General features: G+C 61.0%; 11 protein-coding genes. 3 read left to right on the top strand and 8 right to left on the bottom strand.

All coding sequences use genetic code 11. The features are described 5' to 3' along the window. The first annotated feature begins 395 nt into the window (after positions 1-395). From QZ613_RS14965 to QZ613_RS14955, 3 genes are all read left to right on the top strand, one after another. A complete protein-coding gene (locus tag QZ613_RS14965; RefSeq protein WP_043569187.1) occupies positions 396-1,985 on the top strand; it encodes a Re/Si-specific NAD(P)(+) transhydrogenase subunit alpha in 1,590 nt (529 codons plus the stop codon). A gap of 12 nt (positions 1,986-1,997) precedes the next feature. Further along, complete coding sequence (pntB, locus tag QZ613_RS14960) at positions 1,998-3,413, top strand: Re/Si-specific NAD(P)(+) transhydrogenase subunit beta (protein ID WP_291983050.1); 1,416 nt, start codon at positions 1,998-2,000, stop codon at positions 3,411-3,413. 186 nt (positions 3,414-3,599) lie between these two features. Continuing rightward, on the top strand, positions 3,600-4,061 hold the full coding sequence (locus QZ613_RS14955) for a CBS domain-containing protein (RefSeq protein WP_043569188.1): 462 nt from the start codon (positions 3,600-3,602) through the stop codon (positions 4,059-4,061). A gap of 66 nt (positions 4,062-4,127) precedes the next feature. On the opposite strand, the gene QZ613_RS14950 is transcribed toward QZ613_RS14955, so the two are convergent. The 8 genes from QZ613_RS14950 to QZ613_RS14915 form a co-directional block, all read right to left on the bottom strand. Then, positions 4,128-5,249 carry a deoxyguanosinetriphosphate triphosphohydrolase gene (locus QZ613_RS14950; RefSeq protein WP_043569189.1) on the bottom strand — a complete coding sequence of 374 codons (1,122 nt, stop codon included), beginning with the start codon at positions 5,247-5,249 and terminating at the stop codon, positions 4,128-4,130. Further along, a complete protein-coding gene (aroB, locus tag QZ613_RS14945) occupies positions 5,242-6,330 on the bottom strand; it encodes a 3-dehydroquinate synthase (RefSeq protein WP_043569190.1) in 1,089 nt (362 codons plus the stop codon). The genes QZ613_RS14950 and aroB overlap by 8 nt, the downstream gene beginning before the upstream one ends. Next, positions 6,318-6,809, bottom strand: coding sequence for a shikimate kinase (locus QZ613_RS14940; RefSeq protein ID WP_043569233.1), 492 nt, complete (start codon positions 6,807-6,809; stop codon positions 6,318-6,320). Before QZ613_RS14940 ends, aroB begins: the two co-directional genes overlap by 13 nt. Positions 6,810-6,942: 133 nt before the next feature. Then, the gene (gene pilQ / locus QZ613_RS14935; RefSeq protein ID WP_043569191.1) at positions 6,943-9,000 is read right to left on the bottom strand and encodes a type IV pilus secretin family protein; all 2,058 of its coding nucleotides are present in this window, start codon (positions 8,998-9,000) and stop codon (positions 6,943-6,945) included. Further along, positions 9,001-9,516 carry a pilus assembly protein PilP gene (locus QZ613_RS14930; protein ID WP_043569192.1) on the bottom strand — a complete coding sequence of 172 codons (516 nt, stop codon included), beginning with the start codon at positions 9,514-9,516 and terminating at the stop codon, positions 9,001-9,003. Next, on the bottom strand, positions 9,513-10,190 hold the full coding sequence (locus QZ613_RS14925; protein ID WP_043569194.1) for a type 4a pilus biogenesis protein PilO: 678 nt from the start codon (positions 10,188-10,190) through the stop codon (positions 9,513-9,515). Before QZ613_RS14925 ends, QZ613_RS14930 begins: the two co-directional genes overlap by 4 nt. Beyond that, the gene (locus tag QZ613_RS14920) at positions 10,187-10,753 is read right to left on the bottom strand and encodes a PilN domain-containing protein (protein ID WP_043569196.1); all 567 of its coding nucleotides are present in this window, start codon (positions 10,751-10,753) and stop codon (positions 10,187-10,189) included. Before QZ613_RS14920 ends, QZ613_RS14925 begins: the two co-directional genes overlap by 4 nt. After that, positions 10,750-11,829, bottom strand: coding sequence for a pilus assembly protein PilM (locus tag QZ613_RS14915; RefSeq protein ID WP_291863392.1), 1,080 nt, complete (start codon positions 11,827-11,829; stop codon positions 10,750-10,752). The genes QZ613_RS14920 and QZ613_RS14915 overlap by 4 nt, the downstream gene beginning before the upstream one ends. Positions 11,830-12,036 lie beyond the last annotated feature (207 nt).

The raw sequence follows: 12,036 nt of genomic DNA, 5'->3' as shown, positions 1-12,036 counted from the left end.
GCCAGGCGCAGCTTGCTGGGTGCGCCTGCCGACGGCGAAGGCAATGACTGCCCCCGGCATCGCCACCCATGGCGGCGCAAGTGCGCAGCAACCCGCCTTCGTCGTCCAGCCCGGCTGCCCATATAGAACGGCGTTTTTTCAGGGTGTTCCGCATGCTGAATTCCTTTTTGCGCTTGTGGTAAGCTGCGGGCGCTAGGCGCTTGACGGGGGCGTCTGTGCCGGCCGGCAAGGCCGAAGCCAGGGGGAGGTCGTTCCGCGCCCCGCGGAACGGGAAATTCTTCGACCGTTTTCAGGATAGAGGCTGGCGATTCGCATTCGTGCGGGAGGCGAACTCCGCAGCTTGCGGACCGTTTTTTTGAACACTGGCACCAACGAGACAAGAGATGGAGGACTGAATGCCGTTAATAATCGGAGTTCCGAAAGAGATCGCAGCCGGGGAAAAGCGCGTTGCGACCGTACCAGAGGTCGTCGAGAAGCTGATCAAGCTGGGTTTCGCTGTTCAGGTCGAGGCCGGCGCAGGTGATGCCGCGACGGTGTCCGACGACGCCTATCGCGCCGCTGGTGCGCAAATTATCGAAGACACGGCCGCCTTGTGGTCGTCTTCCGACATTATTTTCAAGGTGCGTGGACCGTCGCCCGAAGAGGTCGGCTTGCTGCGCGAGGGCGCCACCCTGGTGAGCTTCATCTGGCCAGCGCAGAATCCTGAATTGCTCGAACAGCTTGCCGCGCGCAAGGTGACCGTCCTGGCGATGGACAGCGTGCCGCGCATTTCGCGGGCGCAGAAACTGGACGCGCTGAGCTCGATGGCCAACATTGCCGGCTATCGGGCGGTGATCGAGGCGGCGCATCAATTCGGTCGCTTCTTCACCGGCCAGATCACTGCCGCAGGCAAGGTGCCCCCGGCCAAGGTTTTCGTGATTGGCGCCGGCGTTGCCGGGCTGGCCGCGATCGGTACGGCATCGGGCCTGGGCGCCATTGTCCGAGCCAACGACACGCGCCCGGAAGTCGGCGACCAGGTGACTTCGATGGGTGGCGAGTTCGTCCCTGTCGACTACGTGGAAGAAGGCTCCGGCGTTGGCGGCTACGCCAAGGTGATGAGCGAAGGCTTCCAGAAGGCGCAGCGCGAGGTCTTCGCCAAGCAGGCGAAAGACGTCGACATCATCATTACCACGGCGCTGATTCCCGGCAAGCCGGCACCCAAGCTGATCACCGCCGAAATGGTGCAGTCGATGAAGCCGGGCAGCGTCATCGTCGACATGGCGGCCGAGCAGGGTGGCAACTGCGAGCTGACCGAACCGGGAACGGTCACCGTCAAGCACGGCGTGACGATCATCGGCTACGCCGACCTGCCAAGCCGCCTGTCGAAACAATCGAGCACGCTGTACGCAACCAACCTCTTTCGCCTGACTGAGGAACTGTGCAAGAACAAGGACGGCACGATCGACGTCAACATGGACGACGAGGTGATCCGCGGCACGACGGTGGTCAAGGACGGCGCAATCACCTGGCCGCCACCCGCGCCCAAAATTTCCGCCGCGCCGCCCAAGCCAGCGGCGGCCAAACCTGCTGCCGCGGCCACGAAATCCTCGGGTCACGGCAAACCCGGCGCGCCGTCGTCGGCGAAACGTGCGGGGGTGATTTTCGGCGTTGCGGCGCTGTTCTTCCTGCTCATCGGCGCCGGAGCACCGCCGGCCTTCCTCTCCCACTTCACGGTCTTCGTACTGGCCTGCTTTGTTGGCTACATGGTCGTCTGGAACGTCAAACCGGCGCTGCATACGCCGCTGATGAGCGTCACCAATGCGATCAGCAGCATCATCGCCATCGGCGCATTGGTGCAGATTTCGCCACCTATGGATGGAGGCAGTCTCGACCGGCCTGACGGCTGGATTCGGCTGCTGGCGTTCGTGGCCATCGCCCTGGCGACGATCAACATGTTTGGTGGCTTCGCTGTAACTCAGCGCATGCTGGCAATGTTTCGCAAATAGGAGTCGATGAATATGTCTTACAGCTTGGCAACCGCCTCCTACATTGGAGCTACGATTCTTTTCATTCTCTGCCTCGGAGGACTCAGCAACCAGGAGACCGCCAGACGCGGCAATCTCTACGGCATGATCGGCATGGCCATTGCCGTCGTGGCGACGATTTTCGGCCCCTACGTTGCCGGCTTCGGCGGCGTGGTGTGGGTCATCTTTGCGATGCTGATCGGCGCCAGCGTGGGCCTTTACGCCGCACGCAAGGTGCAGATGACGCAGATGCCCGAACTGGTCGCCCTGATGCACAGCCTGGTCGGTCTGGCGGCAATGCTGGTTGGCTTCGCCACCTACGTTGATCCGATCGCGGCCTCGCACCTCGGCGGCGCCGAGAAAACGATTCACGAAATCGAGATCTACGTCGGCATCCTCATCGGTGCGGTGACCTTCTCGGGATCGGTGATCGCCTTCGGCAAACTGTCGGGCAAGATTTCCGGCAACCCCCTGCTGCTGCCCGGACGCCACTGGATCAATCTCATTGGTCTGCTGGTGGTCATCTTCTTCGGACGGCAGTTCCTGCACGCCGACACTACCGGCGAGGGAATGGCCTACCTGATCGTGATGACCATCATCGCGCTGGCTTTTGGCGTGCACATGGTTATGGCCATTGGTGGCGCCGACATGCCGGTGGTGGTGTCGATGCTCAACAGCTACTCGGGTTGGGCGGCGGCTGCGACCGGCTTCATGCTCTCCAACGACCTGCTGATCGTTACCGGCGCACTGGTCGGTTCGAGCGGCGCGATCCTCTCGTACATCATGTGCGAGGCGATGAATCGGCACTTCATCAGCGTCATCGCCGGCGGCTTTGGAACCACCAGCGGCGCTGCCGCGGCTGGAGGCGCGCAACCGACCGGGGAAGTGGTGCCGATCCTGGCGCCGGAGACCGCCGAACTGCTGCGTGACGCGAAGAACGTGATCATCATCCCCGGCTACGGGATGGCGGTCGCGCAAGCGCAGCACACGGTGTACGAGATCACGCGCTTTCTCCGCGACAAGGGCGTAAACGTTCGTTTCGGCATCCACCCGGTCGCCGGACGCATGCCTGGTCACATGAACGTGCTGCTCGCCGAAGCCAAGGTTCCCTACGATATCGTCCTCGAAATGGACGAGCTCAACGACGACTTCCCGAAAACCGACGTGGCCATGGTCATCGGCGCCAACGACATCGTCAACCCCGGCGCGCAGGACGACCCGAACAGCCCGATCGCCGGGATGCCGGTACTCGAGGCATGGAAAGCAACCACGTCGATCGTGATGAAACGCAGCATGGCCTCCGGCTATGCGGGAGTCGACAATCCACTCTTCTACAAGGAGAACAATCGCATGCTCTTTGGCGATGCGAAGAAGATGCTGGATGAGGTGTTGGCGGCGCTGAAAGCCTAACCACAGGGCCTTCGTTTCTCACCCGGCACGACCCCACAACGCCCGCCTTCGCGGGCGTTGTGCCTTCTCCGCACGATCCGTTTACGCTCGGCACGAGCAGGTTTTCGGATGTCGATCGACATCTGATAGAATCAGCCCGAGCAGTCAAGAAGCGCGTCAGCCAGCTTTCCTATCCCAGGGGGTAACATGGAGGTCAAAGAAGTTCTGCAGGTCAAAGATACCGCGCTGTTCGCCGTCAAACCCGACTCGCCTCTCTCCGAAGCGGTGATCATGATGGCGGAAAACGACATCGGCTCGGTCATCGTCATGGAGGGAGGCAAGCTGGCAGGGATGCTGACCTTCCGCGAGGTGATGCTGATCCTCGCCAAGCGCCAGAGCGAACGTCGCGTTGGCCCGACGCCACCGATCGCCGAGATCCTGGTCGTCGAGGCAATGGATACCCATCCTCCCACCGCGACTCTGGAAATGGACGTCGACGAGTTGCGTCGAGTGATGGTCGATACGCACACCCGCTACGTACCGGTCATGGAAGGCGACACGATCATCGGTATCGTCTCGTTTCACGATGTTGCCAAGGCGGTTCTCGAAGAACGCAATATGGAGAACAAGCTCCTCAAGGCCTACATCAAGGATTGGCCATCGCCTTGACCGGTTGCGCCGGCTGCAGGATTTGCCGAGACGACGAAGGCCTTTGCTGCGCACGCGCGACCGGCGTCAGCCCTCGCCGACCGCGAACAGGCGCCGATGCTCCTTGATGGCATAACGGTCGGTCATCCCGGCAATATAGTCGGCGACCTGCCGCGCCTGATCGCCCTCGCCAGCCAGCTGATACTGCGGGGGTAACATGCGCGGGTCGCTGCTGAAGGCGGCAAACAGATCGCTGACGATACGCCGCGCCTTGCTGGCCATTCGCAAGACCTGATAGTGCTGATAGAGCTGCGTGCGCAGGAAGTGCTTCATTTGCCGCTGCGCCTGAAAGGACTCGTCCGAGAAAGCGACCAGGGCCGGCCCTGACCTGGCCTCGGCAAGGTCACGCGGTGCATGTTGGCGGATCTTGGCGGCGGTCGTTTCGATCAGATCGCAAACCTGGGCGTTGATCATTCGCCGTATCGTCTCGTGAATCAAACGGCGCCCGCCAACGGCGGCATGGAGCCGCCGGACGTCGGCGACGTGGCGCGCAAAAAGGCGCAGCTCTTCGAGCTGCTCGACCCGTATCAGCCCCGAACGCAAGCCGTCGTCGACATCGTGGTGGTTATAGGCGATTTCATCGGCAAGGTTGCAGATCTGCGCTTCCAGCGACGGCTGCCGGCGCACCAGGAAGCGTTCACCGACCTCACCCAGCTGGCGGGCGTTTTCCAGGGAACAATGCTTGACGATTCCTTCGCGCGTCTCGAAGCAGAGGTTGAGTCCGTCAAATGCAGCATAGCGCTCCTCGAGCGTATCAACGATGCGCAGGCTTTGCAGATTGTGTTCGAAGCCGCCGTGATCGCGCATGCACTCGTTCAGCGCCTCCTGCCCGGCGTGGCCAAAGGGCGTGTGGCCGAGGTCATGGGCGAGCGAAATGGCTTCGACAAGGTCCTCGTTGAGCGCCAGCGAACGGGCGATGGCACGGGCAATCTGGGCGACCTCGAGACTGTGCGTCAAGCGCGTACGGAAGAGGTCGCCTTCGTGATTGACGAAAACCTGCGTCTTGTATTCAAGCCGACGGAAGGCCGTCGAATGCACGATCCGGTCTCGATCGCGCTGAAACTCGCTGCGATGAAGCGGCTCGGTGTCCGGGTAGCGCCGGCCGCGCGAGTTTTCAGCGCTTACGGCGTAGGCAACGAGCTCAGGCATGCGGGGACCGCGCCAGGATCGCCGTTCTGACTTCGTCCTGCGCCGCCGCGTCGCTGACCACCGCCTGACCTATTCCTTGCAGGAGGACGAAGCGAAGCTTGCCGTCGCGCACCTTCTTGTCGTGCTGCATCAGCGCGAGGTAGCGCTCGACTTCCAGCGCCGGGCCGGACACCGGCAATCCCGCCCGCCGAAACAGCCGCTCGATGCGGTCGAGCTCGGACGAGCCGATCCAGCCCAGTTGCAACGAGAGTTGAGCGGCGATCATGGTGCCCGCGGCGACCGCTTCTCCATGCAAGCATTCGCCATAGCCCATACCGGTTTCGATGGCGTGCCCGAAGGTGTGGCCAAGGTTGAGCAAGGCCCGCTCGCCGCTCTCGTGCTCGTCGGCAACGACCACTTCCGCCTTGTTGCGACAGGAACGGGAAATGGCCTCGGCGAGCGCCGCCGGCTCGCGCAGCAGGAGGCGTTCGAGGTGTTCTTCCAGCCATTCGAAAAACGGCAGGTCGCGGATCAGACCGTATTTGATCACTTCGGCCAGCCCCGCGCTCAGCTCACGATCGGGCAGCGTCGTCAGGGTGTCGGTGTCGGTCAAGACCAGTTTCGGTTGATAGAAGGCACCGATCATGTTCTTGCCGAGCGGGTGGTTGATCGCCGTCTTGCCGCCCACCGACGAATCGACCTGGGCGAGCAAGGTGGTCGGAACCTGGATGAATGGTATGCCGCGCTGAAAACACGCGGCGGCAAAACCGGTCATGTCGCCGACGACGCCGCCGCCAAGCGCCAACAGCGTCGTTGACCGCTCACAACGGCGCTGCAGGAGAACGTCAAAGATGAGGTTCAGCGTCTGCCAGTCCTTGAATTGTTCGCCGTCGGGCAGGATGATTTCGACGACTTCGACTCGGGCACGACGCAGCGAGTCCGACAGGCGCTCGAGGTACAGGGGTGCGACGGTGGTATTGGTGACGATCGCCACCTTTCTTTGGCGAAGGAAGGGCAGCAACAGTTCGCTCTTGTCGAGCAGCGCGCGCCCGACATGAATCGGATAGGCGCGGTGACCAAGGGCGACGCTCAGCGTTTCCATGTTTTTTCCATTTCCTTGACCAGCAGTTGCAGGACCGCTTGCGCACTGATTCGAGATCCGCTGACCACCAGGTCGGCGATGCTTCGATAGAGCGGGTCGCGCTGCTCGTGCAGCTCCTTTAGTTTCAGCAGGGGGTCGCTGACCTGCAACAGCGGCCGGTTCTTGTCGTGTCGCGTGCGCTCGCAGAGGGTTTGCAGTGGCACGTCGAGGTAAATGACCAGGCCGCTGCCGCGCAAGCGCTCCCGGTTCTCCGGGCGCAGCACGGCACCGCCGCCGGTGGCCACGACGCGGCCGGACAAGGAGGCGAGGTCGGCAATGACCTGTGCCTCGCGTTTGCGAAATCCCTGCTCACCCTCGATCTCGAAGATTGTCGGCAGGCTGACGCCGGTACGAGCCTCGATCTCGTGGTCGGAGTCGACAAACTGGTAAGCCAGCCGTCTCGCCAGAACCTTGGCAATCGTCGTTTTCCCGGCCCCCATCAGGCCAACCAGGTAGACGTTGCGTTTCTCGTCCGCGATGTTCACCGATCCATTCTATCGCAAGCTGAAATAACCGAGGCGGGCCGGAAAAAAGCCGGCTCGACGCCGGCTTCGCGTGCTCGCCAAGCCCCGGTCAGCGTACCGAGAGGTTGTCGGCAACGATCCGCGGCGTGATGAAGACCAGCAGTTCTGTCTTGTCGTCGATGATCTCCCGGTTCTTGAACAGGAAGCCAATGTAGGGAAGATCGCCAAAGAACGGAATTCGCGTGGTGTTGTTGCGGGTTTCCTGCGTGTAGATGCCACCGATGACGACCGTGCCGCCGTTCTCGACCAGAACCTCGGTCTTGACGTGCTTGGTGTCGATGGCCACACCGGCGCCGGTCGACAGACGGGTGTTCGGGGTGTCCTTGTTGACGTCCAGTTTCATGGAAATCTTCCCATCCGGCGTGATCTGGGGCGTTACTTTCAGCGCCAGGTTGGCCTTCCGGAACGAGACGCTGGTGGCACCCGAGCTGGTCGCCTGCTGATAAGGAATTTCCACGCCCTGCTCGATGATCGCCTCAACCTGGTTGGCGGTCATCACGCGCGGACTGGAGATCACCTTGCCGCGACCGTCGGCTTCGAGCGCGGAAATTTCGGCCGTCAGGAACTGCGTCAGGGCGTTGTTGAAGAGCAGGAAGTTCAGCGTACCGGCGTTTCCGGTCCGCGGCGTCGCGGGCAGGTTGACCTGCGTTCCGCCCATGTCAAGCTGACCACTGACGGCTCCCCCTCCGATGCTGACCGCGCCGTCGGGGAAGGTTTGCCGCCAGCCCAGGCGGACGCCGAGGTTCTTCGCAAAACTGTCGCCAGCCTCGACGATCCGCGCTTCGATCATTACCTGCCGAGCGGCGATGTCGACCTTGGCAATCATCGCTCGCACTTCGTCCAGGCGGCTCGGCGTGTCCTTGACGAAGAGAATGTTCGAGCGCTCCTCGACAACGGCGCTGCCACGCTTGGACAGCACGGTCTGCTTGGGGTCGATGAGCAGTTTCTGCACCGCGTCGGCCTTGATGTAGTTCATCTGGAAGCTCTCGGCCACCAGCGGCTCGAGGTCACCAATCTGTATTCTCGATTCGAAGTCGAGCTTTTCCTTGGTCGCGATCTCCTCGCGCGGCGCAATCAGAATGACGTTGCCATTCTTGCGCATGTCGAGGCCCTTCTGCTGCATGATGATGTCCAGCGCCTGATCCCAGGGAACGTCCTTGAGGATCAAGGTAATCGCACCGCCGACGGAATCGCTGACCACCATGTTCATGCCGGTAAACTCACCGATCACCTGCAGCAGGCGGCGGACATCGACGTTCTGGAAGTTGAGCGACAGCTTTTCGCCCTGATAGCCGCCGCGACTCCCCTGCACCAACTTGTTCGGGTTCTCGATGATCGGCTTGACTTCGATGACGAACTGCGTGTCGCTCTGGTAGGCGTTGTGCTCCCAGAGCCCCTGCGGGGTAATCGTCATGCGCGTATTGGGCCCTTTTTGAACCGTATTCACCTTTACCACCGGCGTGGCAAAATCGGTCACATCGAGCTTCTTCTGCAGCGCACCCGGAACCGTCACGTTGGCGAAATCGACGACCAGATTCGCGCCTTGCTGGCGGATGTCGATACCGGCGTTGGCGTCGCTCAGATCGACGGTAATCCGGCCCTCGCCGTCCTTGCCGCGCCGGAAGACGATGTCGCGAACGGTGTTCGCGCTGGTCGACGGGAGCGCTTTGGCGAAATGCTCGACGGCGGCGGTGGCGCCCTGCGTCGTGGCGCTCGGCACCAGAGCGAGCAGCAGGCTGTTGCCTTCAATGGTCGCTTCATAGGTCATCGGCTTGTGCAGGTTCAGGACCAGGCGCGTGCGGTCCTCGGCCTGGACGATATTGGCGCTCTTCAGATCGCCCTCGTTATACGCTTGACTCGATCTGCCCAGGCCGTTGGTCGTATTCGAAAAATCGAAGGCGATGCGCGCAGGTTTGGCGACACTGAATGCCGGTGGCAATACCTTCAATGGTTCCTTGAAGGTGAGCTTGACGTTGAGCACCGAGCCCTGCTGAATGACATTCATCGACTCGATCGAATTCGAGCCAGCGTCCTGCGCGCTGACCATCCCGGAGGTCAATAGCACGGCTCCGACCAGGCCGAGAAGGTATTGTCTGATCTGCTTCATTTACTTCGCTCCCTTTTCCTGCAACAGCAGGCTGCTCGTCCTCTCCACCCAATCACCGGCGGAATCCTGAACAAGCTCTCGCAAAACCACCTCGGATTCGGAAACGTCGACCACCACGCCGAAGTTCTGCCCCATGTAGTTGCCGATCTTGACCTGATACAAGGCGCTCTCGACCTGAATGATGGCATACGACACCTTTGCCCTGGTCATCACGCCGACATACTTCAGCGATTCCAGAGGGTACAGCTCCAGGGGTTCCTTGGGTCGGTCGAGATCAGGCTTGAAGCCACCACCGCCCTTTCTGGTATCCGACCCCAGCTTGGCTGGCTTGAACGGGTCGATCAGGTCGCCCACGTCGTAGGGCACGGGCTCGTAGGCTTCGACCACCGGCAGCGGCGGTATTTTTCCTTTGGCATCCTGCGCGACCGTGCTCATCCACTCGCGGATATCGTCATGATCGCCGCTCGAGCAGGCGACCACAAAGGCGCTAGCCAGCAAGGCAAGGAGTTTGCTCATCGCCTGCCACCCTTGGCCGCCGCCTCGGCAGCCCTCTTCTTCGCCGCCAGTTCTTCCGCATCGAGATAGCGGAAAGTCTTGACAACTGCATCGAGCACCAGGCTTCCATCCTTGCGCTGCGGGTTGTCGACGATCGAGATATTGTTCAAGGTGACAATTCGGGACAGCTTGCCGATATCTCCCGCGAAAGCACCGAAGTCATGGTAGGTCCCCGTCAGGCGCACGTCGACGGGCAGTTCGGCATAGAAATCCTGCACCTGCTCGCTACCGGGCTTGAAGAGATCGAACTGCAGGCCCCGGCCCATCCCCGCCTGGTTGACTTCGACCAGCAACGCCTCTACTTCGGACTTGTTGGGCAGCTGCTTGAGCAGCGCACCGAACGAGCGGTCGATTTCATCCAGCTGCTGAACGTAGAGGTCGAGGTTGACGGCCTGCATCTTCTTGGCCACGAACTGGTCTTTCAACCTTTGCTCTTCGTGACCCTTGCTCTCCAGCGCGTCGAGCTGGTCAGCCCAGACAAACCACCAGCCAGCGAGCAGGAGGATCACCAACAAGCCGACCAGCACGGTCACCCGCGGCGCAACGGGCCACGCCCCGGGATCCTGTGGATCGAGATTCTCGAAGTCTCTGAGCATCTCGCGGAAATCGATCGATGGCAGCTCGGGCTTCTTCATTTCTGCCCCTCCTGGCCCGCAGCAGCCCTTTTCAGGTAGGCGTACATGCTGAATTCGTTGAGGCGACGCTTGTCAACCAGCACCGCCTTGATCTCGATCAAACGAGGTTTCTCAAGCCACGGTGACGCCTCGATGTTGCGCATCAGCGTCGAAACGCGAGCGCTCGACTGCGCGTAGCCAATCAGATGGATGCTCTGCCCGACCTGCTTGAGCGAGCGAACATACACCCCCTCAGGCATCTGCTTGGTGAGCTCGCTGAGCAAGCGCACGGCTTCCGCCCGGTCGCGCTGCAGGGATTCGATGATCCGCTTGCGCGCCATCAGGGCGTCGCTTTGCGCCTTGAGCCGCTTGATTTGATCGATCTGCTTGTCAAGGACGGCGATCTCGGTCTGGAGAAACGCGTTCTTGGCGTCCTGGGCGGCAATATAGCCGCCAATCACGGAGTACACGAGAAAGACGATCAGCCCGGAAAGAACGCTGATCAAGCCGAACAGGGCATAGAACTGCTGTCGCCGCGCGCGTCGCTTCTCTTCCCGATGCGGCAGGAGGTTGATGCGGATCATTCGTCGAACCTCCGCAGCGCAAGACCACAGGCAACCATCAAGGACGAGGCATCCGTCAACAGATTCTTGGTGCGCACGCGATCGGAAAGCAGCATATTGGCAAACGGATTGGCAATGATGGTGTTGATCTGCGTGCGCGACGCGACGACTTCGTCGGCTCCGGCGATGACCGCACAGCCGCCGGCCAGAACGATGTGGTTGATCTGGTTGAACTGGGTCGACGTAAAAAAGAACTGCAGGGCACGCGACAGCTCCAGCGCCATCGACTCAAGAAACGGCCGCAAGAGCTCAGTTTCGTACTGCTCGGGCAGGTTGTTGCGGCGCTTTTCCGCTTCTGCCTCCTCGAAGCTCATGCTGAACAGGCGAGCAATATCCTGCGTCAGCTGGTTTCCGCCAAACGCCTGCTCGCGAACGTAAAGCTGCTGGCCGTTGCGCAGGACGGTCAGGTTCATCACGTTGGCACCGACATCGACCAAGGCGACAATCTGCCCCTGACCACCCTCGGGAAGCTGTTTTTCGATCAGCTCGAATGCCGCCAGTACCGCATAGGACTCGACATCGAGCACCACAGGCTTGAGACCGGCCGCTTCGGCAACGGCGACACGGTCCTCCACCTTTTCCTTGCGCGACGCGGCGATCAGCACCTCGATTTCGTCCGGAGACGATGGCACCGGCCCGACAACCTGAAAATCCAGATTGACCTCTTCGAGCGCGAAGGGAATGTACTGGTTAGCCTCGGACTCGACCAGCACTTCCAGCTCTTCTTCCCTTTGGCCAGCCGCAACGATGATCTTCTTGGTAATGACGTGCGACGCCGGCAGGGCAATGGCAACCTGCTTGGTCACGGTCGCCAGCCTCTTCCACGCGCGCCGGACCGACTCGGCCGCAGCCTCCAGGTTGACAATGTTGCCATCCGAGACGACGTCCCTGGGCAAGACCTCAATCGCATAACGCTCGACGCGGTAACCGCCTTTTGCGTCGCTGGCCAGTTCCACCATCTTGACCGACGATGAACTGATATCCAGACCGATCAGGGAGCGCGCCTTGGGATTGAAGATCGAAAGATCAAGCTGCAAATCGCCACCCTCCGACAAAAAACCCTTCAAAAATTTGTAGTTAGCGTATTTATTGATACTTTACTTTAGATGCTAGCAACAAGCTCCCGACGTGTAAAGCAATTTCATGGTTGTTACTGGGGACATCGCTCATTAGGCCAGGAGTGTAGCGTAAACCACTAAAACTATTGGCTTTCCATCGCTTTACCATGACCAGGAGATGGCCAG

It is taken from the genome of Candidatus Accumulibacter sp. ACC005 (assembly GCF_907163215.1).
Classification (GTDB): domain Bacteria; phylum Pseudomonadota; class Gammaproteobacteria; order Burkholderiales; family Rhodocyclaceae; genus Accumulibacter; species Accumulibacter regalis.
This window is presented reverse-complemented; position numbering and strand designations above follow the sequence as displayed.

What these genes read in the sequence shown, in the direction of transcription:
- QZ613_RS14965 (WP_043569187.1), top strand. Translation starts at nt 396, where the DNA reads ATGCCGTTAATAATCGGAGTTCCGAAAGAGATCGCAGCCGGGGAAAAG.
- pntB (WP_291983050.1), top strand. Translation starts at nt 1,998, where the DNA reads ATGTCTTACAGCTTGGCAACCGCCTCCTACATTGGAGCTACGATTCTT.
- QZ613_RS14955 (WP_043569188.1), top strand. Translation starts at nt 3,600, where the DNA reads ATGGAGGTCAAAGAAGTTCTGCAGGTCAAAGATACCGCGCTGTTCGCC.
- QZ613_RS14950 (WP_043569189.1), bottom strand. Translation starts at nt 5,249, where the DNA reads ATGCCTGAGCTCGTTGCCTACGCCGTAAGCGCTGAAAACTCGCGCGGC.
- aroB (WP_043569190.1), bottom strand. Translation starts at nt 6,330, where the DNA reads ATGGAAACGCTGAGCGTCGCCCTTGGTCACCGCGCCTATCCGATTCAT.
- QZ613_RS14940 (WP_043569233.1), bottom strand. Translation starts at nt 6,809, where the DNA reads ATGGGGGCCGGGAAAACGACGATTGCCAAGGTTCTGGCGAGACGGCTG.
- pilQ (WP_043569191.1), bottom strand. Translation starts at nt 9,000, where the DNA reads ATGAAGCAGATCAGACAATACCTTCTCGGCCTGGTCGGAGCCGTGCTA.
- QZ613_RS14930 (WP_043569192.1), bottom strand. Translation starts at nt 9,516, where the DNA reads ATGAGCAAACTCCTTGCCTTGCTGGCTAGCGCCTTTGTGGTCGCCTGC.
- QZ613_RS14925 (WP_043569194.1), bottom strand. Translation starts at nt 10,190, where the DNA reads ATGAAGAAGCCCGAGCTGCCATCGATCGATTTCCGCGAGATGCTCAGA.
- QZ613_RS14920 (WP_043569196.1), bottom strand. Translation starts at nt 10,753, where the DNA reads ATGATCCGCATCAACCTCCTGCCGCATCGGGAAGAGAAGCGACGCGCG.